The sequence below is a fragment of the Pseudarthrobacter sp. 902506025 genome (assembly GCF_040702325.1).
GTDB lineage: Bacteria > Actinomycetota > Actinomycetes > Actinomycetales > Micrococcaceae > Arthrobacter.
The window spans coordinates 24,529-51,039 of record NZ_JBFBKW010000005.1; the positions used below are offsets into that span (position 1 = coordinate 24,529).

Annotated in this window: 21 protein-coding genes and 2 tRNA genes; 8 read left to right on the forward strand and 15 right to left on the reverse strand. The window is 62.7% G+C overall.

Annotated elements, in window-relative coordinates:
* Positions 1-23: 23 nt before the first annotated feature.
* From AB0280_RS11365 to dnaA, 11 genes are all read right to left on the reverse strand, one after another.
* A tRNA-Ala gene (locus tag AB0280_RS11365) sits at positions 24-99 on the reverse strand.
* A gap of 72 nt (positions 100-171) precedes the next feature.
* Positions 172-351: a DLW-39 family protein gene (locus AB0280_RS11370; RefSeq protein WP_425328600.1), complete on the reverse strand. Its 180-nt coding sequence runs from the start codon at positions 349-351 to the stop codon at positions 172-174.
* Positions 352-359: 8 nt separating this feature from the next.
* A tRNA-Ile gene (locus AB0280_RS11375) sits at positions 360-433 on the reverse strand.
* 98 nt (positions 434-531) lie between these two features.
* Positions 532-1,182 (reverse strand): DUF3566 domain-containing protein, encoded by a 651-nt coding sequence (locus AB0280_RS11380; RefSeq protein ID WP_307493238.1) that lies wholly within the window; start codon positions 1,180-1,182, stop codon positions 532-534.
* The gene (gene gyrA / locus AB0280_RS11385; protein ID WP_141158797.1) at positions 1,175-3,853 is read right to left on the reverse strand and encodes a DNA gyrase subunit A; all 2,679 of its coding nucleotides are present in this window, start codon (positions 3,851-3,853) and stop codon (positions 1,175-1,177) included. Before gyrA ends, AB0280_RS11380 begins: the two co-directional genes overlap by 8 nt.
* Before the next feature lie 55 nt (positions 3,854-3,908).
* A complete protein-coding gene (gene gyrB / locus AB0280_RS11390) occupies positions 3,909-5,996 on the reverse strand; it encodes a DNA topoisomerase (ATP-hydrolyzing) subunit B (RefSeq protein ID WP_275181753.1) in 2,088 nt (695 codons plus the stop codon).
* 378 nt (positions 5,997-6,374) lie between these two features.
* Complete coding sequence (locus AB0280_RS11395) at positions 6,375-6,929, reverse strand: DUF721 domain-containing protein (RefSeq protein WP_224023953.1); 555 nt, start codon at positions 6,927-6,929, stop codon at positions 6,375-6,377.
* On the reverse strand, positions 6,919-8,124 hold the full coding sequence (gene recF / locus AB0280_RS11400; RefSeq protein WP_366367278.1) for a DNA replication/repair protein RecF: 1,206 nt from the start codon (positions 8,122-8,124) through the stop codon (positions 6,919-6,921). Before recF ends, AB0280_RS11395 begins: the two co-directional genes overlap by 11 nt.
* Positions 8,125-8,169: 45 nt before the next feature.
* Positions 8,170-9,054, reverse strand: a complete 885-nt coding sequence (gnd, locus tag AB0280_RS11405) for a phosphogluconate dehydrogenase (NAD(+)-dependent, decarboxylating) (RefSeq protein ID WP_224023949.1) — start codon at positions 9,052-9,054, stop codon at positions 8,170-8,172.
* Between the two features lie 135 nt (positions 9,055-9,189).
* Positions 9,190-10,314 carry a DNA polymerase III subunit beta gene (gene dnaN / locus AB0280_RS11410; protein ID WP_214945168.1) on the reverse strand — a complete coding sequence of 375 codons (1,125 nt, stop codon included), beginning with the start codon at positions 10,312-10,314 and terminating at the stop codon, positions 9,190-9,192.
* A 538-nt stretch (positions 10,315-10,852) separates the two neighbouring features.
* Positions 10,853-12,274, reverse strand: coding sequence for a chromosomal replication initiator protein DnaA (gene dnaA / locus AB0280_RS11415; RefSeq protein ID WP_224023945.1), 1,422 nt, complete (start codon positions 12,272-12,274; stop codon positions 10,853-10,855).
* A gap of 470 nt (positions 12,275-12,744) precedes the next feature.
* On the opposite strand from dnaA, the gene rpmH reads away from it, so the two are divergent.
* From rpmH to AB0280_RS11455, 8 genes are all read left to right on the forward strand, one after another.
* Complete coding sequence (gene rpmH / locus AB0280_RS11420; protein WP_003800212.1) at positions 12,745-12,882, forward strand: 50S ribosomal protein L34; 138 nt, start codon at positions 12,745-12,747, stop codon at positions 12,880-12,882.
* A gap of 40 nt (positions 12,883-12,922) precedes the next feature.
* Entirely contained in the window at positions 12,923-13,333 is a 411-nt protein-coding gene (rnpA, locus tag AB0280_RS11425; RefSeq protein ID WP_224023943.1) for a ribonuclease P protein component, read from the forward strand.
* Positions 13,326-13,718 (forward strand): membrane protein insertion efficiency factor YidD, encoded by a 393-nt coding sequence (gene yidD, locus AB0280_RS11430; RefSeq protein WP_201302365.1) that lies wholly within the window; start codon positions 13,326-13,328, stop codon positions 13,716-13,718. Before rnpA ends, yidD begins: the two co-directional genes overlap by 8 nt.
* 15 nt (positions 13,719-13,733) lie before the next feature.
* Positions 13,734-14,705, forward strand: a complete 972-nt coding sequence (yidC, locus tag AB0280_RS11435; protein WP_307493229.1) for a membrane protein insertase YidC — start codon at positions 13,734-13,736, stop codon at positions 14,703-14,705.
* Positions 14,705-15,268, forward strand: coding sequence for a protein jag (locus tag AB0280_RS11440; protein WP_307493227.1), 564 nt, complete (start codon positions 14,705-14,707; stop codon positions 15,266-15,268). The genes yidC and AB0280_RS11440 overlap by 1 nt, the downstream gene beginning before the upstream one ends.
* Positions 15,269-15,288: 20 nt before the next feature.
* A complete protein-coding gene (gene rsmG, locus AB0280_RS11445; RefSeq protein ID WP_307493225.1) occupies positions 15,289-15,939 on the forward strand; it encodes a 16S rRNA (guanine(527)-N(7))-methyltransferase RsmG in 651 nt (216 codons plus the stop codon).
* Positions 15,940-16,028: 89 nt separating this feature from the next.
* The gene (locus AB0280_RS11450) at positions 16,029-17,111 is read left to right on the forward strand and encodes a ParA family protein (RefSeq protein ID WP_307493224.1); all 1,083 of its coding nucleotides are present in this window, start codon (positions 16,029-16,031) and stop codon (positions 17,109-17,111) included.
* Between the two features lie 65 nt (positions 17,112-17,176).
* A complete protein-coding gene (locus AB0280_RS11455; protein WP_307493222.1) occupies positions 17,177-18,481 on the forward strand; it encodes a ParB/RepB/Spo0J family partition protein in 1,305 nt (434 codons plus the stop codon).
* A 3,235-nt stretch (positions 18,482-21,716) separates the two neighbouring features.
* Here the strand turns inward: AB0280_RS11455 and AB0280_RS11460 are convergent.
* The 4 genes from AB0280_RS11460 to AB0280_RS11475 all read right to left on the reverse strand — a co-directional run bounded on the left by AB0280_RS11460 (position 21,717) and on the right by AB0280_RS11475 (position 26,463).
* Positions 21,717-22,058 carry a hypothetical protein gene (locus AB0280_RS11460; protein WP_307490732.1) on the reverse strand — a complete coding sequence of 114 codons (342 nt, stop codon included), beginning with the start codon at positions 22,056-22,058 and terminating at the stop codon, positions 21,717-21,719.
* Between the two features lie 1,184 nt (positions 22,059-23,242).
* On the reverse strand, positions 23,243-23,569 hold the full coding sequence (trxA, locus tag AB0280_RS11465) for a thioredoxin (RefSeq protein ID WP_307490734.1): 327 nt from the start codon (positions 23,567-23,569) through the stop codon (positions 23,243-23,245).
* A 36-nt stretch (positions 23,570-23,605) separates the two neighbouring features.
* The gene (gene trxB / locus AB0280_RS11470; protein ID WP_275181734.1) at positions 23,606-24,562 is read right to left on the reverse strand and encodes a thioredoxin-disulfide reductase; all 957 of its coding nucleotides are present in this window, start codon (positions 24,560-24,562) and stop codon (positions 23,606-23,608) included.
* A gap of 215 nt (positions 24,563-24,777) precedes the next feature.
* Positions 24,778-26,463, reverse strand: a complete 1,686-nt coding sequence (locus AB0280_RS11475; RefSeq protein WP_366367283.1) for a discoidin domain-containing protein — start codon at positions 26,461-26,463, stop codon at positions 24,778-24,780.
* Positions 26,464-26,511: the final 48 nt, after the last annotated feature.

The window sequence follows — 26,511 nt, forward strand, 5'->3', positions numbered from 1 at the left end:
TTCCGCTGACCGGGACTTCCTTATGGTGGAGGCACGGGGACTCGAACCCCGAACCCCCTGCTTGCAAAGCAGGTGCGCTACCAATTGCGCCATGCCCCCATAAGAAGCAACCCGTCCATCATACCCTAGAACCAGGGAGCCCTTGACAGGCTCCCGGAGCGGGTGTCCGGCCTAGTCCACCGTATCGGTTGACTTGCTCCAGACTGTTTTCCGGGCTTCGGATTCCTGTGCTTTCCGGTAGACCAGGAAGCCTGCGATTGCCGCTGCCAGTACAAGCAACTTTTTCACATGCTCCCCGTTCCGATCCGGTACCGGATAACTCCGGACCAAACCTCCGTCTGAAACCTGCACAGGTTCCGTGGGCGTACCAGGACTTGAACCTGGGACCTCTTCGTTATCAGCGAAGCGCTCTAACCGCCTGAGCTATACGCCCTCAATCCCTCATCGGGCCGAGACATGACTTTACAGCACACCCCGGCCCGATCTCAAATCGGGCCTTTTCACCGGTGCGGGCCCGGCGAAAATGGCTTCCTAATCGTCGGTGAGGGTCACGCCAATGCCACCCACCAGGGTGGCGGAGATGTTGTAGAGGACAGCGGAAAGCATGGACAGTGCCGTCAGCAGGACTACGTTGACCACGGCAATGATGGTGGCGAACGACGCAACCTGGCCCAGCGAAGCTACCTTCTTCAATTCGAAGCCGCCGCTTTCCGAGCCGGCGAGCGTGCCGAGCAGGCTGTCCACCTGGTCAAAGATCCCGGTGAGGTCCAGGACTGTCCACAGGACAATGGCGGCCACCACAGTCACGATCCCCAGTGCCACGGACAGCAGGAATGCCATCTTCAGGACGGACCACGGGTCCACCTTGCTGATCAGGAGCCGGGCCCGCCGGACCTTTGCCTTCGGAGCCGGCTTCACCAGGCCAGGGGTTCCCTGGCTGGAGGCGCCCTGTGCAGGACTCTGTCCGGGCTGGCCCTGGAAGGGGCGCTGGCCGGGCTGCACGGGGCGGTCGCCCTGCTGCGGCCGCTGGCCAGGGACGGCGGGGCGCTGGCCTGGAGCGCCGGCCGGCGCAGCGGGCCGCTGCGGCGGACGAACGGGGGCGTTCACGCGGGGTGCCGCTGAAGGCCGGTTCCCGTCGGGAACAGTACTGTTCGGCTTGGGAAATGAGTCGGAATTACTCACTCGTTACCTCCGTGTTGTCTTCGTTCGGCTCAGCGTCGCCCGAGGCGTCCTCTGACTCAACGGCCGGTGATTCTTCTGCCATTGCTGGCGCGGCGGATTCCCCAGCGGTCCCGCCATCTTCAGCCAACGTTACGTCATCCCCGGCGGATTCCTCGTCCTCAAGACCGCGTTCGCTGTTGCGCGCCACCTCGATAATCCGGTCATTCTTGTCAGGTTTGGCGAAGATGACGCCCATGGTGTCGCGGCCCTTGGCAGGAACCCCGGCAACGGAGGAACGGACAACCTTGCCGCCCTCCATGACCACCAGGACTTCATCTTCTTCCTGGACGATCAGTGCACCCACGAGGTGGCCGCGCTCTTCCTGGTATTTGCCGACCTTGATACCCAGTCCGCCACGGCCCTGCAGGCGGTATTCCTCCACCGCCGTGCGCTTGGCGTACCCGCCTTCGGTCACGATGAACACGAACGAACCGTCGGTGACCACGTCCGCGGCCAGCAGTTCGTCGTCCTCGCGGAACTTCATGCCGGTAACGCCGGATGTGGCACGTCCCATGGGGCGCAGTGCGTCATCGGTGGCGGTGAAGCGGATGGACTGGCCCTTGCGGGACACCAGGAAGAGGTCGTCGGTTTCCGAGACAAGCTGGGCGGAGACCAGTTCGTCGCCGTCACGCAGGTTGATCGCGATCACGCCTGCCGAACGGTTCGTGTCGTAGTCCTCCAGCCTGGTCTTCTTCACCAGGCCCCTCTTGGTGGCGAGCACCAGGTACGGTGCCTGCTGGTAGTCCTTGAGGTCCAGCACCTGGGCGATGTGTTCGTCGGGCTGGAATGCCATCAGGTTGGCAACGTGCTGGCCCTTGGCGTCCCTGCCCGCTTCCATCAGCTCGTACGCCTTGGCGCGGTAGACCCGGCCCAGGTTGGTGAAGAACAGCAGCCAGTGGTGGGTGGTGGTGACGAAGAAGTGCTCCACCACATCGTCACCACGCAGCTGGGCACCCTTGATGCCCTTGCCGCCGCGCTGCTGCGACCGGTAGTTGTCGCTGCGGGTGCGCTTGACGTAGCCGCCGCGGGTGATGGTGACCACCATCTCCTCTTCGGGGATGAGGTCCTCCATGGACATGTCCCCGTCGTAGCCCATGAGGATCCTGGTGCGCCGGTCATCGCCGTGCTTGTCCACGATCTCGCCCAGCTCAGTGCTGATGATCTCGCGCTGGCGCTGCTCCGACCCCAGGATTTCCTTGTATTCGGTGATCAGGGCTTCGAGTTCTGCGTGCTTCTCCTGGATCCGCTGGCGTTCCAGGGCGGCCAGGCGGCGCAGCTGCATGTCCAGGATGGCCCGGGCCTGCAGCTCATCAATGTCCAGCAGCTCCATCAGCCCGTCCCGTGCGGCCTCGGTGGTGCTGGAAGCGCGGATGAGGGCAATGACCTCGTCCAGCATGTCCAGCGCCTTGAGGAGGGCCCGAAGGATGTGGGCTTCTTCCTCCGCCTTGCGCAGGCGGTACCGGGTGCGGCGGGCGATAACGTCCATCTGGTGCGTGACCCAGTGACGGATGAACGCATCAAGGCTCAGTGTCCGGGGCACGCCGTCCACGATGGCCAGCATGTTGGCGGAGAAGTTGCTCTGCAGCTCGGTGTGCTTGTAGAGGTTGTTCAGCACCACCTTGGGCACGGCGTCGCGCTTCAGCACGATCACCAGGCGCTGGCCGGTGCGTCCGGACGTTTCATCCCGGAGGTCGGCAATGCCCTGGATCTTGCCGTCCTTGACCAGTTCGGCGATCTTGATGGCCAGGTTGTCCGGGTTGGCCTGGTACGGAAGTTCGGTGACCACCAGGCACGTGCGGCCCTGCAGTTCCTCCACGGCAACTACTGCGCGCATGGTGACCGATCCGCGGCCGGTGCGGTAGGCGTCTTCGATGCCCTTGTGGCCAAGGATGGTGGCTCCGGTGGGGAAATCCGGGCCCTTGACCCGCACCAGCAATTCCTCGAGGAGTTCCTCGCGCGTGGCACCCGGGTTGGAGAGGTACCACTGCACGCCGTCGGCTACTTCCCGGAGGTTGTGCGGCGGGATGTTGGTAGCCATGCCCACGGCGATACCTGAAGAACCGTTGACCAGCAGGTTGGGGAACCTGGCCGGCAGGATGGTGGGTTCCTGGTTTTTGCCGTCATAGTTGTCCTGGAAATCGACGGTCTCCTCGTCGATGTCCCGGACCATTTCCATGGCCAGCGGCGCCATCTTGGTTTCGGTATACCGCGGTGCGGCAGCGCCGTCGTTGCCGGGGGATCCGAAGTTTCCCTGCCCCAGCGCCAGCGGGTAGCGCATGGTCCAGTCCTGGATGAGGCGCACCAGGGCGTCGTAGATCGCGGTGTCGCCGTGGGGGTGGTACTGGCCCATGACCTCGCCCACCACGCGGGCGCACTTGTTGAAGGACCGGTCGGGGCGGTAACCGCCGTCGAACATCGCGTACAGCACGCGGCGGTGCACGGGCTTGAGGCCATCGCGGACGTCGGGAAGGGCACGGCCCACGATGACGGCCATGGCGTAGTCCAGGTAGGACCGCTGCATTTCCGTCTGCAGGTCCACCTGTTCCACGCGGTCGATCAGCACGTCGCCTTCAAGAACGGTGTCCGGAGTTCCGCCCTCAGGGGCGGAGTTCTCGGGGATTTCGTCGCTCATTAGTTATTTTCCGTTTCAGGTATATGTCTGGTTCCGAATACTTTGGAGCGGATCCTTAGATGTCCAGGAACCGGACGTCCTTGGCGTTCTGCTGGATGAAGTTGCGGCGGGATTCGACGTCTTCGCCCATGAGGACGGAGAAGATCTGGTCGGCAGCCAGGGCGTCGTCCATGGTCACCTGCAGCAGGGTGCGGTGGTCGGGGTCCATGGTGGTGTCCCACAGCTCGGTGTAGTCCATCTCGCCAAGGCCCTTGTAGCGCTGGATGCCGTTGTCCTTGGGGATGCGGCGCCCGGCGGCCTGGCCCGACACGAGCTTGGCGTCGCGTTCCCGGTCGCTGTACACGTAGTCATGCGGGGCGTTGGACCACTTGATCCGGTACAGCGGGGGCTGGGCCAGGTACACGTAGCCGTTCTCGATCAGGGGCCGCATGTAACGGAACAGCAGGGTCATCAGCAGCGTAGTGATGTGCTGGCCGTCCACGTCGGCATCTGCCATGAGCACGATCTTGTGGTACCGCAGCTTGGCCAGGTCGAAGTCCTCGCCGATGCCGGTACCGAAGGCAGTGATCATGGACTGCACTTCTGCGTTGCCCAGGGCCTTGTCCAGGCGTGCGCGCTCCACGTTGAGGATCTTGCCGCGGAGGGGAAGGATGGCCTGGGTCTCGGGGTTGCGGCCGCGCTTGGCGGAACCACCGGCCGAGTCACCCTCCACGATGTAGACCTCGCACTTTTCCGGGTCCTTTGAGGAGCAGTCCGAAAGCTTGCCGGGCATGCCAAAGGACTCCAGCGGGCTCTTGCGCCGGGCATTGTCGCGGGCCTTGCGCGCAGCCATCCTGGCCTGCGCGGCGGAAATCGCTTTGCGGATCACGTCGCGGGCGGGGCCGGGGTTGCGCTCCAGCCAGTCGCCCAGCCCGTCGGTGACCACACGCTGGACGAAGCCCTTGACCTCGGAGTTGCCGAGCTTGGTCTTGGTCTGGCCCTCGAACTGGGGCTCGGCCAGCTTGACCGAGATGACGGCGGTGAGGCCCTCGCGGATGTCGTCGCCCGTGAGGTTGTCGTCCTTCTCCTTGATAATGCCTTTTTCGCGGGCATACCGGTTGATAAGGGAGGTCATGGCAGCGCGGAAGCCTTCTTCGTGCGTGCCACCCTCATGGGTGTTGATGGTGTTGGCGTAGGTGTGGACGCTTTCGGAATAGGCGCTGGTCCACTGCATGGCCATTTCCAGGGCGATCTTGCGCTCGGTGTCCTCGGTTTCAAAGGCGATGACGTCCTCGTGGACCACCTCAACCTTCTTGCCCGAGTTCAGGTGCCTGACGTAGTCCAGCAGGCCTTCGTTGTACTGGTACACCACGGTGCGGTGTTCGGCGCTGACTTCACCCTCGGTGCTGAGGTCGTCAAGGTCCAGGTCGCCGTCGGCGTCGTCCCCGGCTGGTGCGCGCTCATCCGTCAGGGTGATCCGCAGTCCCTTGTTGAGGAAGGCCATCTGCTGGAAGCGGGCGCGCAGCGTTTCGAAGTCGAACTCGGTGGTTTCGAAGATCGCCGGGTCCGGGTAGAAGGTCTGGGTGGTGCCGGTGGCGTCTGTCTCTTCGCCCTGGACCAGGCTGCCCTGCGGCTTGCCGCCGTCAGCGAAGGACATCCGCCACACGTGCCCCTGGCGGCGCACTTCGGTATCCACGCGGCTGGAGAGTGCGTTGACCACCGAGATGCCCACGCCGTGCAGGCCACCGGAAACGGCGTATCCGCCGCCGCCGAACTTGCCGCCGGCGTGCAGGATGGTCATGACCACCTCGACGGTGGGTTTGTGTTCCGTGGGGTGCATATCCACCGGAATGCCGCGGCCGTCATCGACCACTTTCACGCCGCCATCGGCCTGCAGGACGATCTCGATATGGCTGCAGTAACCGGCCAGCGCCTCATCCACCGAGTTGTCCACCACTTCGTAGACCAGGTGGTGCAGGCCACGGGGTCCGGTGGAGCCGATGTACATGCCCGGACGCTTGCGGACAGCTTCAAGGCCCTCCAGCACGGTGATGTCGCTGGCGCCGTATTCCCTTGGAGTGGCTGACGCGGGTGGAGTATCAGGGGTGCGGCCATCCTCGACTGCTGTATCTGCTGCCAGAATATCTGTATTGTCGTTAGCCACAGGCGCTGCGACTCCTCTGTTCTCGATGATGGCCGGCCGGTGCCTTTCCCAGGGAAAAGCCACCCGCCAACAGGCACAAACTTATGGCGCCGGTGACCTGCTGACGGTTGGTGGTCCGCGCCCCGCGCGCGGAGAGCGCGCGCAGAACGGACTGAAGTCAACGTTTCATCCGCGCCCAGTTATCTGCATCAATTCTACCGTGAACCAGGACATATCCCCGCATTCCGGGGCCTTCAGCGCCACTGAATATGGCTGTGCGAGGCTCTTGGCCGCGCCTAGGGCGGCCCAGCGGTACGCCCTCCGGGTGCCTATACGCGCTGCGGTCCTTACAGCGCCCTACACGCCGTTGCGCGCAGTTTCAAGAGCTGCCGTCCTGACCTATCCGTACGTGTCCCGCGGACCACGGCCGTTGACACTGCGTCCGCCCTTGCGCCAGCTTGGTGCGGAGGGTCCCAGCACCTGGATGCTGGTGACCACCCCGTCTCCCAGTTCACGGCGGAATTTGTCGAGCAGGCTGCTGCTCAGGAGACGGAGTTGGGTGGCCCAGGCAGTGGAATCGCACCGCACGTGCAGGGTGGTGTCGGTGAAGCTTTCCGGGGTGCAGTGGGCGGAGATTTCGGGCCCCACCAGCGTGGACCACTCCGCCATGACCGAGCCGACAGCCACAGGTGAGGTCCAGCCCCGCTCCGCCACCAGCCGTCCTACTACCTTCCCCAGGCCCAACGGGTCCCGGCCGGTGGCGTGGAACTGGCTGAAGCCGCGGGTGTCCCGGATGCTGCCTTTAGCCTTTGCGGAACCGGGCCGTGCAACTTTCCGCCGGACTTCGCCGCGCGCTGCCGCGGCTTCCCGCATCCGGTTCAGCGCCGCCTGCGGCGCATCGATGTCGTCAGGCTCGCGGCCGGGCTGGAGCCCGCCGCCCTGGTCACTGCTCATCGATACCTCCCGGGATGACCTTCACCCGCCGCCCGGACAGTTCTTCCGGAATATCGGCGTCGACGGCGGCGGTCACCAGGACCTGTTCCGCGCCGGAGACTATTGCCGCCAGTTTACGCCGCCGCTGGACGTCCAGTTCGGCAAAGACGTCGTCCAGGATGAGGATGGGAGCAGAACCTCCGGTCCGGGCGTCGTCAAGCATCACGTAGTACGAGGCCAGCCGGAGGGACAGGCACATGGACCAGGTCTCACCATGCGACGCGTATCCCTTGGCGGGCGCCTGCCCGAGCATGAGCTCCAGTTCGTCGCGGTGCGGGCCAACCAGGGATATGCCCCGTTCCAGTTCTTTCTTGCGGGATTCAGCGAATGCCTGCACGTAGCGTTCGGTGAGCTGTTCCACGGAGAGAAGCCGGAGATCATCCTGGCCGTCTGCAGTACCTCCTGCTGCGGAGCGCTGCGCGCTTCCCGCCGGGACGCCGTCGTCGTCCATCTGGCTTTGGACCGTTGACCGGTAGGTGGCATCCGCCGGTTTGGACGCGTCCGTGAGTTGGGCATAGGCCCGGGCAAGGTGCGGGCGGAGCCGTTCAACCAGTTCCAGGCGCGCGTGCAGCAACTCCGCGCCCGCCCGGGCCATGTGCTGGTCCCACACGTCCAGGGTGGATTCGTGTGCTGTGGTGAACCTGCCGGCGCGGGCTGATTTGAGCAGGGCGTTGCGTTGTTTCAAGACCCGGTCATAGTCGCTGCGGGTGGCAGCGTGGTGCGGGATAAGGCTTGCCAGCAGCTCGTCCAGGAAGCGGCGCCGGTTTGATGGATCCCCCTTGACCAGTGCCAGGTCCTCGGGGGCAAACAGGACTGTCTGGCAGATGCCGAGTATGTCGCGGGCCCGGACCGGGTTGCTGCGGTTGATGCGTCCCCGGTTGGCGCGGCCGGCGTTGATCTCCAGCTCAAGGACTGTGGTCTGCGTGCCCCGGACCAGCCGCGCGCGGACCAGTGCACGTTCCGTCCCGAACCTGAGCAGGGGCGCGTCCGAGCTGACCCGGTGGGAACTGAGCGTGGCCAGGTACCCGATGGCCTCCATCAGGTTGGTCTTGCCGATGCCGTTGTAACCCACCAGGACGGTGACGCCCGGTCCCAGGGTGAGGTCAACCTGGGCGTAACTGCGGAAGTCGGTCAGGGAAAGGTGTTCCAGATACACGCGGTTTTCGGCAATTCTGGGAACTCTGCTGGTCCCCGGTGGGTGCTACTTGGCGGGGCGGGTTGCGTGGCCGCCGAATTGGTGGCGCAGCGCGGAAACCATCTTCATGGCGGGCGAGGTGTCTTCCCGGGATGCGAACCGGGCGAACAGCGCGGCGGTGATGGCCGGGGCGGGGACCGCGTTGGCGATGGCTTCCTCCACGGTCCACCGGCCTTCGCCGGAATCCTCCACGTAGTCGTCAATGGAGGCCAAACCGGGATCTTCGTCAAGGGCCTTCACCATGAGGTCAAGGAGCCATGAACGGACTACCGTTCCCTTTTGCCATGCCCTGAACGTGCCGGGGAGGTCGGTGACGATGTCCTTGGCGGCGAGCAGTTCGTAGCCTTCGGCGTAGGCCTGCATGAGGCCGTATTCGATTCCGTTGTGGACCATCTTGGCGTAGTGGCCTGCCCCGATGCCGCCGACGTGGACAAAGCTGTCCGCCCTTTCACCTTCAGGACGCAACGCATCGAAGACGGGCAGGGCACGTTCGATGTCGGCGGCGTCGCCGCCGGCCATGAGTCCGTAGCCGTTCTGCAGGCCCCAGACTCCGCCGGACACGCCGCAGTCCGCGAAGCGGATTCCCTTGGCGGCGAGGAGTTCGCCGTGCTTCTGGTCCTCGGTGAACCGGGAGTTGCCGCCGTCAATGACGAGGTCGCCGGTTTCCAGCTTTTCGCTGAGTTCAGTGATGACGGCGTCCGTGATGGGGCCTGAGGGCACCATCACCCAGATGATCCGGGGCGCCGGTACGGCGGCGATCAGCTCATCGACGCTGGCAGCATCAGTAACGTCCGGGTTCCGGTCGTAACCGGTTACTTCCAGTCCTCCCTTGCGCAGGCGCTCACGCATGTTGAACCCCATTTTGCCGAGGCCGATCAGTCCAATGTGCATGGTGAACTCTTTTCTGCGCTGGTTGGGAAGGGGTTGCTCAACTGGGGTGGTCCCGCGCCGCGAGGGTGGCGATGGGTGGGCCCACGCCGCCCGGGTTCCCTGGCCGAGCTTGCGAGGCAAGGGGGGCGGTGGGGACTAGTTGGGAAGCCGGACCGGCATCACCAGGTAGCGGTAGTCATCCTGGTCTTCGCCGTCTGCGTCCGCCTGGGCCGTGATCATGGCGGGCTTGGGAGCTGTGGTGAAGGAGAACCGGACAAACTTGGTCTCGATGACGCTGAGTCCCTCGATCAGGTAATGCGGGTTGAAAGCGACCGTGATGTCATCACCGGACAGCTGGGCTTCGAGTTCTTCCGATGCCTGGGCGTCCTCACCGGTGCCGGCATCGAGATTCAGCAGCCCCGCGGTGAAGGCAAGCCTGACCGGAGTGTTGCGCTCTGCCACGAGGGATACACGGCGGACAGCTTCAACGAGCTCCTGGGTCTGGACGGTGGCGTGGATGGGGGTGGACTCGGGGAACAGAGAGCGGATCTTGGGGTAGTCCCCGTCCACCAGCAGTGACGTGGTGGTGCGGCCGCCGCTTTCGAAGCCGATGAGCCGGCTGTCGTCGTCGGACAGGGCGAGGTTGATGTCGCCGCTGTTACCAAGCGTTTTGGCTACCTCGTTGAGGGTTTTGGCCTTGACCAAGGCGCTGGTGGAGATGCCTGGCGTGACCGGCTTCCACGGAACTTCGCGCATGGCGAGCCGGTAACGGTCGGTGGCCAGCAGCGTGATCAGATCGTCCTCGATCTCCATCCGCACACCCGTGAGGATGGGGAGAGTGTCGTCCTTGCTTGCCGCGATGATGACCTGTGAGACGGCCTGGGCAAAAGCATCTCCCGGGACGGTTCCGCTGATGGCCGGCAGGGATGGCAGGGGTGGGTATTCGGCTTCGGGCATGGTCGCGAGATGGAAGCTGCTTCGACGGCAGGTGAGCGTGACCTTGTTGCCGTCGGTTTCCACGTCCACGGGAGCAGAAGGCAGGCTGCGGCAGATGTCCGCGAGCAGCCGGCCGGATACCAGGATGGTGCCTTCATCCCTGATGTCTGCGGTGATTTCGAGCCGTGCCGACGTCTCGTAGTCGAAGCTCGAAAGGCTGACGGTTCCCGCTTCAGCTTTCAAAAGCAGGCCGGAGAGGACGGGCACGGGCGGCCGCGGAGACAACGACCGGGCTGTCCAGGTGACGGCTTCTGCCAGGACGTCCCGATCGACTCTGAACTTCACGGAAGGGTGCCGCCTTTCATTGCTGCTGCCATGTGAAACCCGGGAATTTCGCAGGAAACTCCGGAAGAAGTTGGGCGCACCCCGGCTGGTGCATGGTCCGCGAAAACGGAAACCACACGAAAACCCAGGGATGGGAGCGCTGCTGACAGCTTAGCCGGAAGATCGGGGATTAACCCATCCCCCAGGGTCCGGTCCAGTCCGCCGGGGGCCGGCAGGCCCCCTGTGTCGGATGCGCGGATCGTTCTTGTTGTTTGAGGGATTTCAATTTTTTGGGATTAGTAGTGTTAATAACTGCTGTGGAAACTGTGGATAACCCGGTCCTGCCGCGTGGTTCCGCGCTTAAGCCCTGTTCACCCGCTGTGCGTTAAGTGGGTTTTAAACAGGGTGTGGATGGGGACAACGCAAAGGGCCATTTTTAACGATCCACAGACGGCTTAAGGGTTTTAAGCCCATTAACCGCGCTTGTCCCCTTAAGTATCCACAGGCTTATCCACATGCCCCTGTTAATAAGGTATAGAGTGCCGGGCGCGGTGTGGATTCAGGAGTCGCGCTGTTGCTGCTTGATCCGGTTGGTCAGCTCGGTCACCTGGTTGTAGATCACACGGCGCTCCGCCATCAGCTCGCGGATCTTCCGGTCGGCATGGATGACGGTGGTGTGGTCGCGGCCGCCGAGTTCCTGGCCGATCTTGGGAAGTGACATGTCCGTCAGCTCCCGGCAGAGGTACATGGCGATCTGGCGTGCGGTCACCAGCGTCCGGGTCCGGGATTTGCTGCAGAGTTCCTCCATGCTGAGCTTGAAGTAGTCAGCTGTCTGCTGGAGGATCTGGGCGGACGTGATCTCCTGGGCGCCGTCGTCGGTAATCAGGTCCTTCAGGACCATCTCGGCAAGGGCCACGTCCACCGGCTGGCGGTTCAGGCTGGCGAACGCCGTCACCCTGATCAGTGCACCTTCAAGCTCGCGGATGTTGCTGGAGATCTTGGATGCGATGTACTCGAGGGCATCATCCGGCGCCGACAGGCCCTCGCTGAGCGCCTTCTTGCGGAGGATGGCGATTCGGGTCTCAAGTTCCGGCGGCTGGATGTCCGTCAGCAGGCCCCACTCAAAACGCGACTTCATGCGGTCCTCGAAGCCGGCCAGCAGCTTGGGCGGCTGGTCCGAGGTGATGACCACCTGCTTGTTGTTGTTGTGCAGGGCATTGAAGGTGTGGAAGAACTCCTCCAGCGTCCGGTCCTTGCCGGCCAGGAACTGGATGTCATCGATCAGCAGGACGTCCACATTGCGGTAGGTCGTCTTGAAGCTCGTGCCCTCATCATCACGGATGGAGTTAATGAAGTCGTTGGTGAACTCTTCGGAATTTACGTATCGGACGCGGATCCCGCTGTACAGGCGCCGGGCGTAGTGGCCGATGGCGTGCAGGAGGTGGGTCTTGCCCAGACCGGAGTCACCATAGATGAAGAGCGGGTTGTATGCCTTGGCAGGTGCTTCGGCAACAGCAACGGCGGCAGCGTGGGCGAAACGGTTCGAGGAACCAATCACGAAGGTGTCAAAGACGTACTTGGGGTTCAGCCGGCCGAATTCGTGCGAGGTGCTGGGCAGCATGGGCTGCGGTTTCTGCTCGATGACCTGGTCCGGTGCGAAAGCCGGCTCGACGATGGGTTCGGGTTCCTCGTGGAGGGGGACCAGATCGGTGTCCACATCGATGGCGCAGCGGATGTCTTCGGAGAAGACATTGTGCAGTGCATCGTCGAGGGCTTCCTTGACCTGGGTCTGGAGCACCTCGCGGGTGAGTTCGTTGGGTACGGCGACCAGGAGCGTGGAACCAATGAGGCCCTGCGCCTGGGCGAGGATGACAAAGCCACGCTGGCGCGGTGTTACGCGGTGGTCCTGTTCCAGCAGGCTGACAACCCGGCGCCAGGAACTTCCGACAGTATTGGCGTGGTTGGCTTCGTCTACTGTCATCAATCGGTTCCCTCAAAACTTGCTATGCCTGCATTGCCTGCAGCCCCAAGTCCGGAACCAGGGTGCTGGCCCAGCTTAATCCACAGGGTTATGCACAGTCCGTGGATAATCGGCTACTGGGACACTCTAGGGGATGAAAAGCCTAGAAGATAGCTGGCTATCCGGCTGTGGATAATTACACGGTTGTGGTTCCGGAAGCACCCCTGTGAGCCACTTCATCCACAGGCTGTTGGGGATAGTTAGGAACAGCTGGGGACAGCCGTGATGGGCCGCCCCGGTTTGACTCGGGCTTGCAGATTGCCCTAACGTTGTGAAGTCCTTTGTGTCCGCTTTTTGGCCCCATCTGAACATCCAAGCGCAACGCGCCTGGAGCAGCCGGGGGAAGCGTGCATATACAAAACTTAGCGTCGGCCAGTTCTTCCCCATTACTGATCGGGTGGGCGCACCTTTGATCCACTGGAGTAACTAACGTGAGCAAGCGGACTTTTCAGCCGAATAACCGCCGTCGAGCCAAGAAGCACGGCTTCCGCCTTCGTATGCGTACCCGTGCCGGCCGTGCCATCCTGGCAGCCCGTCGTGGCAAGGGCCGCACCGAACTGTCGGCCTAAATAACTGGCTTATCGGTAGACATCCCTTTGCGAGTTTAAGGTGCTGGCCACCCGCAACCGCCTGAGGACCTCAACTGATTTTTCAACAACTGTACGTTCCGGTGTCCGCAATGGGCGCCGGAACGTAGTGTTATATGCGGCAGCCATTGCTGCCGACGAACCCAGCCGGATCGGGTTCATTGTTTCCAAGAGTGTAGGGAACGCTGTGGTCAGGAACCTCGTTAAGAGGAGACTGAGAGAAGCGGGTGCTGCCTCGTTGCGCGAGCACGGCACAGGACTCGCTATCGTGGTGCGGGCGCTTCCTGCGTCCGCTTCCGCCAGCTGGGACCAGCTGCTATCGGACTACAACGCTGCACTGGAATCTACGCTGAACCGGCTGGCCGGCCGCCCTTCGCGGGCTGCTGCCAGGGGTTCAGCCGGTACAACACAGGAGGGGACACCGCGTGCCTAACGCCACCGCCGTCGTCGCCCGTCTCCGCACAGTGTTTGCCGCCGTCGGGAAGTTCCTCTGGAACCTGCCCCGGAACATCCTCATCCTTCTGCTGATGGCCTACCGCAAGGTGGTTTCTCCCTTGTACGGTCCGGTCTGCCGGTTCTTCCCTTCATGCTCGGCCTATGCCCTTGAAGCGGTCACCGTCCACGGCGCGGTCAAGGGAAGCTGGCTTGCCGCGCGCCGGCTTGGCCACTGCCACCCATGGAACGCCGGTGGAGTGGACCACGTCCCCGCCGGCGGCCGGGAATGGCCTCCAGGCCAGACCCCCACAATTGTTGTGCTGAACAATCCGGACAGGTACCTGGTTGCTCGGACTGATGAAGAAGGCCGCAGTGCGGCCTGACGAATAGGGATAAGTATGGACTTCTTTGGAACAATCATGGCCCCGTTCAAGTGGCTGGTTTCCATCATCATGATTGGATTCCACGATGGCCTGAGCGCCATCGGGATGCCCGCCGCGAACGGCTGGACGTGGACACTGTCCATCATCGGACTGGTGCTGGTGATCCGTGCCGCACTGATCCCGGTATTCGTCAAGCAGATCAAGGCCCAGCGCGGCATGCAGTTGCTGCAGCCGGACCTGAAGAAGCTCCAGGACAAGTACAAGGGCAAGACTGACCAGCTGTCCCGCCAGGCGATGGCCCAGGAACAGATGGCCATGTACAAGAAGCACGGGACCAACCCGTTCTCGGCGTGCCTGCCCATGCTGATCCAGATGCCGTTCTTCTTTGCCCTGTTCCAGGTGCTCTCCGGTATTTCCGCCGCCAAGGACCAGGGCGCAGGCATTGGGGCCATGAGCCACGAGCAGGTAGTGGAATTCGATGCGTCAAGCATTTTTGGTGCTCCGCTGTCCGCTTCCCTGCTGCACGGCGGGGGCGGCAGCGGCCAGGTCGCCGTCGTGGTGCTCTCCATCGTGATGATCATTGCCATGACGGCCTCGCAGTTCATCACCCAGAAGCAGATCATGGCCAAGAACATGTCTGAAGAAGCCATGGCCAGCCCGTTCATGCGCCAGCAGAAGATGATGCTGTATATCCTGCCTCTCGTCTTCGGCGTGGGTGGCATCAACTTCCCCATCGGTGTGCTGATCTACTGGACCACCACCAACCTTTGGACCATGGGCCAGCAGTTCTTCGTCATCCGCCGCATGCCGACGCCGGGATCCCCCGCAGCCAAGGCCCTCGCCGAACGCCGTGCCGCCAAGGGCCTGCCGGCCCTGTCCGTGCTGACCGGGAAGCGGGATGAAGAAGCCGACGCCGCCGCGGCGGCCGCAGTTGAGATCAAGGCGCAGCGCGTCCAGCCCCAGCGCAAGAACAGGAAGAAGAAGTAATGTCAGCTGAGAGCACCGAGCAGGCCTATTCCGAAGAGATCGAAGATCAGGCCGGGTCCGTGAGCGAGGACGATTCCGCCGCCAAGGGTTCCGCTGCCAGCCGCCTCGAAGAAGAGGGCGACGTGGCTGCCGATTACCTGGAAGAGCTGCTGGACATCGCCGACATCGACGGCGACATCGACATTGAGGTCCGCAACGGACGGACCTACATCTCCATCGTCGCCGAGGATGAGGCCGAGGGGCTGGAAGGCCTGGTTGGCGAGGACGGTGAAGTCCTGGAAGCTTTGCAGGAGCTCACCCGCCTGGCAGTGCTGTCCGCAACGGAGAACCGTTCGCGGCTTGTCCTGGACATCAACGGCTACCGGCAGGAACGTACCGGGCATTTGCAGAAGATCGCCGAGGACGCCGCGGCTTCCGTGAAGGAAACCGGCAAGTCGGTGGCCCTTGAGCCGATGAGCGCCTACGAACGCAAGATCGTGCACGACGCCATTGCCGATCTCGGCCTGGTCAGCGAGTCCGAGGGCGAAGGCGCCGGACGCCACATTGTTGTTTCCGCAGACTAGAGAATGCTGACCCAATAGTTATGGTTGACATCACGGCAGCAGAGCTTCGCGCTGCTGAGAAGATCTTCGGCGACCGCCTCGAGCTGGCCAAGCGGTACGTTGAGCACCTCGCTACGTCCGGGACGGAACGGGGCCTGATCGGCCCGCGCGAGGTTCCCAGGCTGTGGAGCCGCCACGTGCTCAATTGCGCGGTCATTGAAAGCGAGATCGCCCACGGGAGCCATGTGGCCGACGTCGGAAGCGGCGCAGGGCTGCCTGGCCTTTGCCTCGCCATCGCGCGTCCCGACCTTGAACTGACCCTCATCGAACCGCTGGAGCGCCGGGTGATCTGGCTCCAGGAAGTGGTTGATGACCTCGGCCTGGACAATGTCACGGTGATGCGTACCCGGGCCGAGCTGGCCGTGGGACACGTGGAGGCCGACGTTGTGACCGCCCGCGCCGTATCGGCATTGACCAACCTTGCCGGCCTTACCATCCCCCTGTTGGGAGGGCACGGTGAAGTGGTGGCGATCAAGGGCCGCAGCGCCGGCGAAGAGATCGAGAAGGCGGCAAAGACCATCCGCAAGCTGGGTGGTGTGGAGACCTCGGTGTTGACGGTGGGTGACAACCTGCTGGAAGAGCCCACCACGGTGGTCCGCATCGTGGTGAACAAGTCCCAAAAGAAGTCCTAACGCGGGCCCGCTGACGGCTGTCAGCAGGTGCGAGCAGTTAGGCTAGACAACGGCAGCAAAATTGGCTGAACGAGAGTGAGTGTGCCCCAGTGACCAGTAGTGAAGCCTCCGCACAACGGATCCCGCCGTTTGTGTCCTTGGGGTCGGCACGTTCTGTCGCTGGGTCGGGACTGGCGGGCACCGCCATGGCTCCGGGCCGGGGCGGTAATCACCCTAAGACGGTTGCCTCTCCCTCGTCCGGTAGCGCGGTTTCACGTGAAACAACCTCCGGCGGTCGTTCCAACGTCATTGACGCCATTGACGACTCGAGTCCCATCGCCCGCGAGCTTGCCCACGAGACGAAGCGCCGTGAGCGCCTGATGGGACGAAAGCTCCCGCGCCCTGAGAAGACCCGGATCTTCACGGTGTCCAACCAAAAGGGCGGTGTGGGCAAAACCACCACCACCGTGAACATCGCCGCCGCGCTGGCTGCTGCCGGACTCAACGTCCTGGTCATCGATATCGATCCGCAGGGCAATGCTTCCACTGCCTTGGGGATCGAACACCACGCAGACGTGGACAGCATCTACGACGTACTGATCAATGACGTCCCGCTGGCTGATGTTGTTGCCCCGTGCCCGGACATCGGGAAGCTCATCTGTGCGCCGGCCACCATCCACCTTGCCGGCGCGGAAATTGAACTGGTGTCGCTCGTGGCCCGCGAACAGCGTTTGCGGCGGGCCATCGACGTCTACGCGAAGGTGCGCGAGAAGAACGGCGAAGAGCGCCTGGACTACGTCTTCATCGACTGCCCGCCGAGCCTGGGCCTGCTGACCGTCAACGCTTTTTGTGCGGCCAACGAGGTACTGATCCCCATCCAGTGCGAGTACTACGCGTTGGAAGGCCTCAGCCAGCTCCTCAAGAACATTGAGATGATCCAGAAGCACCTCAATGCAGATCTTGTTGTCTCCACCATCCTGCTGACCATGTACGACGGCCGCACAAACCTCGCTGCACAGGTAGCCGCCGAGGTGCGCCAGCACTTCCCCGAGCAGGTGCTTTCGGCCGTCGTGCCGCGGTCTGTGCGGATCTCCGAGGCCCCCAGCTACCAGCAGACCGTCATGACGTACGACCCTTCCTCAAGTGGTGCACTGTCCTACTTGGAAGCCGCTGCTGAAATAGCCGAACGCTAGAATCTTCAATACCGCAACGCACGGAGCCAGGCTGGTCCTGGGTCTACCACTGGAGGGATTTACCCATGAGCGAGAAGCGACGGGGCCTAGGCCGCGGTCTTGGCGCGCTGATTCCTAGTTCCGCCGCAGCCAATGGGTCCTCCGGTAACGGTGGGGCGGTGTCCCGGCCCGTGGATCTCTTCTTCCCCGAGGGCCGGAAGAAGACTGAACCGTTGGAGCAACCTGCGACGCCTGCCGCGCCCGCCGCTGCCAAGACCCAGGCAAAGGATTCCGCGGGTTCGGGCAACCGGTCCTCAGCCAGGCCGGCGGCTGCCAAGTCCACTGGGGCCAAGGTCAGTGAAGACGGCAAGAAGGAGGCAGCATCAGCTGCAGCTACCGCTCCAACGAAAAGGGCTCCCGCCAAAAAGGCGCCCGCACCCAACCCTGAGGTGAAGGCAGCAGCTGAAGCTGACCCCTCAGTGGAAGCATCTGCTGCCATGGCAGAGAGCAACGTTGATCCTGCTGCCGCCGAGGTAACCGGTCATGCGGACTCCGGTGTCGAACTCGTGGAGGTTCCGGGCGCCCGTTTCGCGGAAATCTCCGTTGCCGATATCCATCCCAACCGGAAACAGCCCCGAAGCGTCTTTGATGAAGACGACATGGCTGAGCTTGTTCATTCCGTGCGGGAAATCGGCGTCCTGCAGCCAATTGTTGTCCGTACTTCAACCGAAGACGGTAGCGAGCCCTATGAGCTCGTCATGGGTGAGCGCCGGTGGCGTGCTGTGCAGGCAGCAGGGCTGGAAACCATTCCCGCGATCATCCGTGACACCACGGATGACGACCTCTTGCGGGATGCCCTGCTCGAGAACCTTCACCGTAGCCAGCTGAACCCCCTGGAAGAGGCGGCGGCTTACCAGCAGCTCCTGGAGGACTTCGGCACCACCCACGAGCAGCTGGCGGACCGTATCGGCCGTTCGCGGCCCCAGGTGTCCAATACACTGCGCCTCCTCAAGCTGCCCCCTCTGGTGCAGCGCCGCGTGGCCGCCGGTGTGCTGTCCGCAGGCCATGCCAGAGCCCTTTTGTCGCTTCCGGATGCAGCAGCCATGGAACGGCTGGCCCAGAAGATCGTGGCGGAAGGAATGTCCGTTAGGGCAACAGAGGAAGCAGTGACCCTCTACCAGGATCCTGCCAAGCCGGCCAAAAACAACATTCCACGCCCCGGTGCCAGGCACGAGCGGCTGGACTATCTTGCATCCTCGCTCTCCGACCGTCTTGACACCAACGTCAAGATCTCGCTGGGCGTCAGGAAAGGCAAGGTCAGTATCGAGTTTGCCAGCGTTGAGGACTTGAACCGGATCATGGACGTCCTGGCTCCAGGTTCCAGTAACTAATCCCTGAGAAAGGCCCGATTCTTTGTGAATCGGGCCTTTTCTATGTCTTAGGTGGCGCAGGAGCTCATCCAGCCCGCCCAGCGGCCTGCTGTTAGGTGTAGATGCTTATACCTGCAACCCCTTACCGGCGTCTTGTGGTTTCGATGCTCCTTGTCCGCGCAGGGGGGGTGGATTGCGTCAGGCACCGTCGTCACCATACCGGGTTCGGATGACCGAGAGGCGTGGAGCAGCCCGCGCCCGCCCCCGTCGGAACCGTGTGGAAATGAATGTTTGAAGGACTCCTGGTCGAGGAGTTTTTCGCCGGGATTTACGCGGACAGGAAGCGGTTCATGAAGGCTCCGACCCGCGCTTCTGCGGTTCCGTCACGCGTGCAGGATCCCGGCGGGGATTGCGTTTCACCGCGTCAACGCCCCGCGTCGACGTTTCACGTGAAACCCCTGGTAGGCCAGAACTACCGAGTCCTCTGACCCAGCCGTACTGGTCTCAGCCGTACTGGTGCCCGCACCCCCAAATACGAAGCGTTTGTTGTATAAAGAGCGACACTGTGGGCCTTTTTGCCGCCCTGTGGTAGGGGCAAAGTGCGTTGTACAACGGACATTGCAGTCGCCTAGGAGAAGCGGCGACGTTCGGCGCCCACTTGAGCGGGTGTAGGCACAGGCCGGGATCTCGCAAGTACACGCTCGACCGCGGGCAGGACATGGTCTGTGGGTCCCTCATGCCGTGAGTTAGCCCCTACTGTCGGCTCTAAAGGCCGTCTCCTGGTGCGCTGTACATGTCATCCCCTGTTAATCCGTACTGTAAACGGGAGTGCGCGGGATGAGCGCCCTGGCGGCCCATGAGCCGCGCGCTGATGCGGCCACCAGATCAAAGGAGTGCGCCGCATTCAGTGGCGTCAGAATGCAGTATTTTTCTGCCACTACCTGCCGCCTCGTCGTGGCGCTGTTGGCCCCCGGCGAGGCAGCGTGCGCTGCGCCGTAATCCGCTTTCGTAGTGTTCGGATGGTCTACTCTGCGTATCCGCTGGTACCCATCCTTTGCCGATTCTTCGAGAAGACGACGCGGATTTGGGGGACTTTCGCTCGGCAAAGAGACGGGGACGTTTGAGGGAAGAGCTTATGCTCGCCGGAGCGTGTGCCGGTTTCACGTGAAACATACGGTGACCCGTGGTGAGCGTGGACGTTTCACGCGAAACCTTGCACTGCATTGCGTTAAACCGTGGGCGGATGCCGCCCGATACTGGCGGCCGGGCGTGGGGTGGCCTCAAGAGGCTCGGCAAACCTCATCTGCCATGCACCGACGAGGACCCAACTCAGATGTCCACGACTGAAGTAGACGATCGGATGCATCTCCATCGGGTCGTTATGCTCGTGCATCTATACCGAGTACCCCGATTCGAGGGCTTGCGAGCGTTTCACGTGAAACAAGCGGAGCAGCCCCTCCGCTAGGAGTGGCGACTTACTAGCAGCGACCAGGGCATAGTGGGGCTGTGCTGCGTACTCCCCCGCCTACAAAGACCCATCAGGCGTCAAGCGGCGTCAGCACGCCTGCAGTCCTCCGAGTCATGGAGACTTGCTTGTCGGCTAGTCTCAGGCCCGAGGCACGTAGTATCGGCCGGGAGCGACAATAGCCATGCCTCTACACTCCGTGGCCCCGGTGACTGTCTGGGCTCCTAGCCGCGGCGACGTAGGGCTATTCGCCTTGCTGCGCTACTGCCTGCTGCCTTGCTGCGTTACCGCGCTGAAGCGCTGAGGGTTCGACTCACCTTTGAGCTTTCTCTGTTCCGGTCACGTTGCACTCCCCGGTATGCGGACCGCCGGCAGGTAGGAAGCCGCATACTTTGGGCCCTGTCTTTTTTACCGCGCTCTCCATGGTGTTGTTGTGTAGTCTGCGACATTAGTCCCACCAACTGGTGCACGTCATCGGTGCCGTTGGCACTTCGGCACTGCGCTCAGGAATGTAGCCCGCTACCGAGGGGAATGTCGAGCTCCCTGAGTGACCGGCTGCGCACTGCTGAGCCTCCGTGCCTGACATCCGGGGAGAGCCGCTAGGCGTGTTACCGGTCCAGTCGCACGGTTCCATTTCCTGTCACGCGTTGGTCCTCCCCCGTGGCGTCCTGCAGTCCCAGGGATGCGGTATAGCTGGTTGTCGGTGGTGAGCCTGCAGCAGTCCAGCCACGCGCGGGTAGGCGGGCGGCCTCTGCCGACGTGCAGTCCCCCTTTCGGGGTACGAGTTCCTGCCCGTCGCCTGGGAGGAACCTGTCTTCGACTGGAGTCACCAGCGGGCGGAAGTCTTCCAGGCAGCACTCCCGCATTCCTGGCCGCCCGGGCCAGGGCAGCAGAATCCGTTCCTGCCCTAACGGGAAGGGCAAGTGCACGGTGGATATCCCTGTGGATAACGTTGGGGATATCACGCGCCAGCATTGCACCGGGACTAACCCCTGGGAGTGCCGCAAAGGGTTGGTCACGACCGCACGACTAAGGCCGTGGAACCAATGACGCCGCAGTGTGTTCCCGGATGTTTCACGTGAAACAGCTGGGGCTGACCTTACTTGCGGGCCGACGATGCATAGACTATTCAAATTGGTTACGGAACGCCCTTGGGTGCGGGGCTAGGGGCCCCATGGATAGCGTGTCACGTCGGTGGGCTTATACTCCAAGACCTCAGTATGGGTCATGCCGGCCACGGGCCCCGCACTAGCTCCAGTGGACGCAGACTCGAAAGCGCCGGGAGCCTGTGGATAAGTGTGTGGATTACTGAGGCGCTATGTTGTGGATAACAGTGTGGATAAAATCACAGTCCCTTGCCGCTTATGGGTATGGTGCCAGTGACGGAGTCAGCGGACAGCTGCAGTATTCAGCCCTGTCTTTCGCGGCCAGTCCGTAAGTTTGCTTGGCCTTAGCGTGGCCCTGAGAGGCATAACGGTCTGAGCTGAGTGCTTCGAGCGGCAGCGTATTTGCTTGCTTGATGCATGTTCAGGGCAGGCGGCAGGTCCTCACCCAGCCCCCCCTACAACCTTGCATAGGACAGCAGATTCCAGTGGCGGACACTCAAGCGGGAGGAGCCGACGTTCCGGGCCCCCAGGACCCGCTGTGATGGCGGTCCTATTTGAATATGACACGCACTTCGTGGGCGCTTGCCTCCAGAGGCTGCGGGCGCTCCATCTTTACCACGCCGGTTGCCATGATGGGCAGCCGCATCCAGGGCGGGCTTCCGGCTGGATGGTGTCCGATCCCGTGTTAGCACGGATCCCGATTGTTCCGCCACTCGGCTTCGATACCGATCGCTTCCCGTTGCCGGGTGTCGGCGTCGTCCTGCTCTTTCTTCAGCGCAAAGACGAAGTCGCTGCGGAGGCCGTATTCGACCTGGCGCAGACCTCTGCGCCCAGTGTTCAGAGGCCGCCGTTTCACGTGAAACATGCCGGCTGTCGCCATGGATTGTTTCACGTGAAACGGCACAGGAGTAGCTGGAGGGCCGTGAGATTCCGTCGGAGTTGCCAAACGCGTGATTGCGTTGCTTCTGAATCTGTGAGTGGACATCAGGGGTCCACCGAGGGGCACGTGGGCTTTCAGATCGTTCACGCACGCTTCCATGGTGGCCACCCCAACCCCCAAGCGTGGCCCTGGCTGGCGCGCGCGTTACTGAGTCGCCCGCATTCATGACCCGCGCCGAGCCAACCTCTACGGATCCGTGCGGCTAAGCGTCTTGTACCCGGTAGACGCTTTTGGTACCCGCTATACGCACGGTGATCCTCAAACTATGGTGACCTATCGTCGCGATGGTGTGCTGCAGCATCTTTTGTACGCAACCCCAAAACACGCGCGCCCAAGCTACCAGGTTCGCCCGCCTGTGCACGTGCTGTCCAGCCACATCCAACATGGATGTAGGCGGCTGCGGGTTCCCTGCTCGGCGCTCGTCCTGTAGCCGACGCAGAAGGCCAGCATCCAGGTCCCTATACCTTCGACTCTGATATATGCGTCTCCGATGCGGGTACCTGCTTTCTGCAATGGCGCACGAAGCACGCTGGACAATGGATATTTGCATCCGGACGACCAGGCGCACACCTGTCGAATGTAGGGCAACTCTGTTCCGGCCGATCCGCCCCCAGGTGGAGCCTTCCCGTAGGCTGCTTCCGCTGAATGGTGACGTACTCAGGAGCGTAGAGGTTTGCCCGCCCCGATCTAGAGGCTAGATGTGGGCACTGTGTGCATGTTTCACGTGAAACAGGGGTCTAAACGTTGTCCCAGGCTCATCGGTAAAGACGTTTCGGCGGCCTTTGACGGTGCTGAGTGCTCTACGCTGCGGGCTCCCCAGACCTCGGGGCCTCAACGCCTCGCAAAGGTACCTTATGAATCTTCCCGTCGTCGATTTATTCCCGTCGTCGATTCGCCTGGCATGCTGCTGCCACTGCCAGAATGTGTTGCTCAATCAAAAAATATCGGTAGCTGACATATGACCTGCTGCTTATGAACAACACTGCCCGGCATAGGCCAGGTGGCTCGATGGTAGTGAATCGGCACGGTTGGCAGAGACGCGTTCCGGGCCGGTCGTGTTTCACGTGAAACGTACCGGCAACGGGCACCCAGGCGCAGGCTTCGGACCATCCGCACACCTGCACACACGTCTCATGTCTACCACCATGACTCCAGGGCTCCAGAGCTCCAGAGCTCCAGATCTCCGGAGCACAGGCAAAAAAGTGGCCACCACCCGAAGGCGATGGCCACTTTCCGTTAGACCCCGGCTAAACCCGCAGGGTCCCCCGATACTAGGACAGAACGTCAGAGAATTCCTTCTCGAAGAACTGCTTCGGCTTGGCACCGATAACGGTGTTCTTCACTTCGCCGCCCTGGAATAGGTAGACGGCCGGAATGGAAGTGATTCCGTACTGGGCAGCAATGGCGGGGTTGTCGTCGACGTTGACCTTGACGACGTTAACCTTTTCGCCGTATTCCACTGCAATTTCATCCAGAATTGGTCCGAGCTTGCGGCAGGGACCGCACCATTCGGCCCAGAAATCAACAATTACCGGCCTATCGGCGGACAGGACATCGGTGCCGAAACTTGCGTCAGTCACATCTTTTGCGTTGCTCATAACCTTATCTTTCTCTTCGAATAACAGTGGCGCAGATTATGCGGGCAGGTCTGCCAGGTAGTGCTCAACATCGATGGCCGCAACACATCCCGAACCCGAGGCGGTAATCGCCTGGCGGTAGGTGGGATCCACGACGTCACCGGCAGCGAAGACACCCGGGAGACTGGTGCGGGAGCTCCTCCCGTCCACGGCAATGGTTCCCTCCGGGGTCAGATCCAGAACGCCCTTGACGAGGTCAGTGCGGGGGTCATTGCCGATGGCGACAAATACACCGGTGACGGGAAGATCGGACAGGGAGCCGTCCAGGAGGTTCTTCAGCCGAAGACCGGTCACCTTCTCGGTTCCCAGGACGTCATCGACGGTGCTGTTCCAGACGAAGTTGATCTTTTCGTGGGCGAGTGCGCGGTCGGCCATGATTTTCGATGCCTTCAGCGAGTCACGGCGGTGGACAACCGTTACTGATTTCGCGAACTTGGTGAGGAACAGCGCCTCTTCCATGGCGGAGTCGCCGCCGCCGATGACAGCGATGTCCTGATCCTTGAAGAAGAAACCGTCACAGGTTGCGCACCAGCTCACACCGTGGCCCGAGAGCCGCTTCTCATTGGGCAGGCCCAGTTCCCGGTACGCAGAGCCGGTGGAGAGGATGACAGCCTTTGCCTTGAAGGTCTCCCCCGTAGCGATGGTGACCGTCTTGACGGGGCCGTCGAGCTCAAGGGCAGTTACATCCTCGAACTGGATCTCCGTCCCGAACCGTGCCGCCTGCTTCTCGAAGTTTTCCATCAGGTCCGGGCCCATGATGCCTTCCGGGAACCCGGGATAATTCTCCACGTCCGTGGTGTTCATCAGTTCGCCGCCGGCGGTTACCGAACCAGCCAGCAGCAAAGGCTTGAGGTTTGCCCTGGCTGTGTAGACGGCGGCCGTGTAGCCCGCCGGACCTGAGCCCACAATAATGACGTCGCGAACGTCCGACGCCGTCTTCTCTTCGATGGTCACTGGACCGTGAACCTCTTCCTTGTTCGACTCGCCTCCCGGTGGAGGCCGGCCACATGGCACAACTGTGTCCGGGTGCTGAATATTCCAGCGCCCGGACACCGTGGGCCATCGCAGGAGACAGAGGTCCAGCCGTCGCAGGGCGCTCTTTGTAGACTACATTCCCTGCTGCTGGGGAATGGATTCCAGCAGCAGGGGTGCACTATTGCGACTAAGCGCTACTGGACCTTGATTTCGGCGAGCCGGAGACCGTAGCCGTACCGGGTCTTGGGCGCCGCAAGTTTGGGCAGTGCATTGATCGATACGATGACGTACTGGGCCTGGACGGGTTCCGGGAGGGGCATGTTCAGGTCAGTGGACGTGAAGCTGTTCGTCCCGACTGCCTTGGCGCCGTCCATGGAAGGCTTGTCGTTGGTGTAAACGGTGATGTTGCCGCCCGATCCCCCGAGCTGGGAGAGCGTGATGGAAGAGATGGTGGCAGTGCCCTTCAACTTCACAACCAGCGGGACGCCCTGGGGAGCCAGGCCACCCCAGTTCTCAGTGGCGAACTCCATGTCCGACCAGTAGCTGGCGGCGTTGCCGTCATATGCCTTGACCAGGTCTCCGTCGAAGGTCGCGGCGAAATCAAAGTTCCCCTGGCGGGTGACACTTTCGATGGCCGGCGGGACCACCGGCGGCGCGGACGGGGCTGCCTGCGTTGCCGGTGCAGAATTCTGCGGGGCGCCACTGGTAACAGGAGCAGCCGTCGGCTTGGCCTGCGGCTCCGACGTGAAGAGGCTTCCCAGGTTGGTCACGGCGAAGATCAGGCCTGCGATGAGCACTACAGCCAGCAAGCCCCCAACGAGCCAGCGCATCGACCGGGGCTGGTTTTCAGACTCATCACGGTCATCGTTGTAGTCGTCCCGGTCAGCAAACGACACACCGGCGGCAGCGGGCGCCGCAGCGCGGGCGAAGAGCGCCGACTTGCTCCTGACCGGGCGGGATTCCTCCGGAGCATCGTCTGTGTCCTCGTAGGGGTCCTGATCCCCCGCCTGGGCGTAGTCGTCATTGGACCAGAGGGACACCTTGGGCTTGCGGTCCCCGGCGGAAGGCTGGGCAGCTGCCGCAGTGTGGGCCACGGCAGCGGTATCGTTCGGGCCCGTATCCGCCTCTGCGGAGGCTGAACGCTCCGACGAGGTTGCAGCATTGTGCGCAACAGGCTGCGCGGCGGTGGCATTGGGATCAGTCCGAGAGGAGCCAGTCCCCGTCTTCGACGCGGGGGCCGCGGCACCAGCAGCCGCGGCACCAGATACAGCGGCACCAGCAGCTGCCGCGGCAGCTCCCGCACCGGCGCCAGTGCGGCCGGTGGAAGCCGGCTGCTGGGCGGCGGGCCGGACCGGAGGCCTGGGCGGGACGGCAGGAGCCGACCGGGCAGGAGCAGGCCGGTCCGGGGCAGAGCGGTAGGGATCAACCTGGTTGGGGTGAGAGTCGGCGTAGCTGATGTAGCCCGCCTCGACGTGGTCTTCCTCGTCGTATGGTTCGGGCTCGTGCGACCGCGCCTGTCCGAAGATTTCGCTGCCCAGGGTGTCCGTGAAGAACGGCTCCACGTAGGGAGGATTGGGGGCCACCACCAGGTCCAGGAGGTCGGCGGCCGACGTGTGGTTGGTAATGAGGTAGGTGGCGTCCTCGGTCACGCCAAGGTCCAGGACCTGCACCGTTCCGGGACGTTCGCCGGTGGCCACTTCGCGGGCGCTCTGCGCAACCTGCTCGGTGTTCTCCGGTCCGGCAACCAGGATGCTGACCGGGCGGTTGAGGACCTGGTCCACACCATCCAGCACCAGATCGTGGTCGTGCGAGGCCAACACTGTGGCGGTGACCTTGTAGCGGCCGCCCAGTACTGATCCGACATCGATCGGGTTGGACACGTGTTCCTCCTAGACTGTCCGGGATTGCCGGCCTCGATGACGCAACCG